The sequence below is a fragment of the Leisingera sp. F5 genome (assembly GCF_001593695.1).
Genome location: NZ_LUKH01000617.1, coordinates 1 through 1,989, shown reverse-complemented (window position 1 = coordinate 1,989; position 1,989 = coordinate 1). Strand labels below are relative to the sequence as shown.

Genomic DNA, 1,989 nt, shown 5'->3' with positions numbered 1-1,989 from the left:
CGCTGCGGTCTTGAACAGCAGCAGCCCGGCCACCAGCAGGATGTAGATCGGGTGGAACAGCGTCCAGGTCAGCGACAGCACCGCAAGGCAGGCGCAGAATTGCAGGAAATAGAGCGTCCTTTGCGTCTTCAGAAACAGCAGGGCACACAGGCAGGACAGGGCAAACAGCGCTGAGGTGAAATGCGCATAGAGAATGAAGTTCTCATAGTAAAACACGGCGGGCGACAGGATATAGGCCAGGGGCAGCAGCCAGGCCAGGCGTCGCGATTGCGCCATCAGGCGCAGGGCCGCAAACATGCAGGCGGCGGTCAGGACGCTCAGTGCCAGGTGGCTGCTCCAGATCAGCTGGATCATGCAAGCATCTTGAGCGCCGCAAGCCTTGGCGGCGATCCCCAGCAGAAAATTCCAGAACGGAGGCTGGGAGTGCAGGGTTAGCAGGGCATCCAGCAAACCGTCATGCAGCTGCTGCGCCGGGAGGTGCTGGTAGGAACCGTCCAAGTGAATGGGGTCGGGGCGAATGTCGAGCAGGCCAGCTGCCAGCAGCCTGGAGGTCAGGATGATGACAGCTGCCGCCACCGCAAACAGCGCTGTCTCGCGCGGCAGCGCAGCTCTGTCTGATGCACATGCGGCCGGCTTGGCGGAAGGATTCGAATGAAATGTCATGCCCGTCCTCAGTGTTTTTTTATGCCCTTATAGGTTATTCTGGCGCAGTGTGAAATTCCCCGCAGGTTCTGGCCGGCAAGGCGGGCCAGGCAGCGGGCAGTTTGACACCTAGCCAAAAAGTGATGGTGCTGATATATATCGGACCGGAAGTAAAAGCATCTTTCGGTTGATTTCATTTGACGACAGATTCATCGCTTATGACCGGCCAGCCCGGTATGCTTGCCGTCGGATTGGATGGCACTCTGCGGCGCAGCAACATCCTGTATGAAAGCTCCTGGCCCGTCTTCGGGCAGGATCGGAACAGCCCGTTCACCTCGGCAATGGCGCTGTTTCAGGGGCGGGCCGCGCATTTGCCGGGCGCTGTGACGCAGATGCAATCTACCTTGGCGTTTTTGCCGTTCAGCCTGATTGTACTGGCTGTTGCGGTCTGGGGCCGTGCGCTATGACCTTGCAGCAGCTTCTGGTCCGCTACACAGCCTTTGCGGTTGTTGCCACCGCGGTCAACCTCGCCACCCAGCGCGCGGTCCTGCAATCGGGTGAAAGTGCTGCGCATTTCACCGCTGCCATGGCGGCGGGCACCTTGGCCGGGCTGGTTGTTAAATATTTGCTGGATAAGCGCTGGATCTTCTTTGATCAGCACAGCGGCCTCAAGCATCAGGGGCGTACCTTTTCGCTCTATGCCTTGATGGGTATCGCAACCACAGCGGTGTTCTGGATCACTGAAACGCTGTTTTGGATCACCTGGGGAACTGATGCCGCGCGCGAAGCCGGGGCTGTCCTCGGGCTGGTGGTAGGCTATACGGTTAAGTACCAGCTGGACCGGCATTTCGTTTTCACTCAAGGCGCAAAGGGGACGGAATGACAATGCTGTCAGGCTGGGGGAACTACCCGGTGGCACGGGCACAGCTTCTGGCCCCCCGCAATGAGGCTGAGCTGCAAACCCTGATCGCCGATCACCCCTCGGTCATCGCCCGCGGCAATGGCCGCGCATATGGTGACAGCGCCATCGGCCTGCCGGCGACATTGCACATGCGGCATTTCAACCGGATGGTCTCGTTTGACGCCGGAACCGGGCAATTGGTTGCTGAAAGCGGGGTGTTGCTGGGTGATATCATCTCGGCCTTCCTGCCGCGCGGCTGGTTTCCGGCAGTGGTGCCCGGCACCAAGTTTGTGACCCTTGGCGGAGCGATCGCGGCGGATGTGCACGGTAAGAACCACCATAAGGAGGGCAGTTTCCGCAATTGCCTGGATTGGGTGGATGTCATGGGGCCGGACGGTATGCTGCGCCGTTGTTCGGCGCAGGAGAACAGCGAAATGTTCGGCTGG

At 59.9% G+C, this 1,989-nt stretch carries 4 protein-coding genes; 3 read left to right on the top strand and 1 reads right to left on the bottom strand.

What is annotated here, in order from left to right; translation table 11 throughout:
* Nucleotides 1-663, bottom strand: a 663-nt coding sequence (locus A2I95_RS33965; protein WP_291736890.1) for a hypothetical protein, incomplete at its 3' end; no start/stop codon positions are given.
* Between the two features lie 176 nt (nucleotides 664-839).
* Between A2I95_RS33965 and A2I95_RS33960 the strand changes: the two genes are divergently transcribed.
* The 3 genes from A2I95_RS33960 to A2I95_RS33950 form a co-directional block, all read left to right on the top strand.
* Nucleotides 840-1,109: a hypothetical protein gene (locus tag A2I95_RS33960; protein WP_291736887.1), complete on the top strand. Its 270-nt coding sequence runs from the start codon at nucleotides 840-842 to the stop codon at nucleotides 1,107-1,109.
* Nucleotides 1,106-1,525, top strand: coding sequence for a GtrA family protein (locus A2I95_RS33955; RefSeq protein WP_291736884.1), 420 nt, complete (start codon nucleotides 1,106-1,108; stop codon nucleotides 1,523-1,525). Before A2I95_RS33960 ends, A2I95_RS33955 begins: the two co-directional genes overlap by 4 nt.
* On the top strand, nucleotides 1,522-1,989 hold a 468-nt coding region (locus tag A2I95_RS33950; RefSeq protein ID WP_291736882.1), incomplete at its 3' end, for an FAD-dependent oxidoreductase. The genes A2I95_RS33955 and A2I95_RS33950, both read left to right, overlap by 4 nt.